Raw genomic sequence first — 213 nt, forward strand, 5'->3', positions numbered from 1 at the left:
CCGCCATAATGGCAATATCAAAACGACGAGTTAAACGCTCCATGGCATCAATATTGTCAATCGCACATGGCTGTTCAATTAGATCCACACCGCCATCTTGCAGAAGCTGAATACCTTTGATGGCTTCTAACTCAGACCAAGCACGGTTCACATCGACACGGATAGAAATATCAGCACCTAACGCTTTTTTGATGGTGAGAACATGCTCAACAT

The 213-nt window shown here is 44.1% G+C and carries 1 protein-coding gene; it reads right to left on the bottom strand.

Features of this window, described 5'->3' with window-relative positions; genetic code table 11:
* On the bottom strand, positions 1-213 hold a 213-nt coding region (locus tag AC1M83_RS14275), incomplete at both ends, for an enolase C-terminal domain-like protein (protein ID WP_481590958.1).

The organism is Acinetobacter sp. 25-47-130, assembly GCF_056779705.1.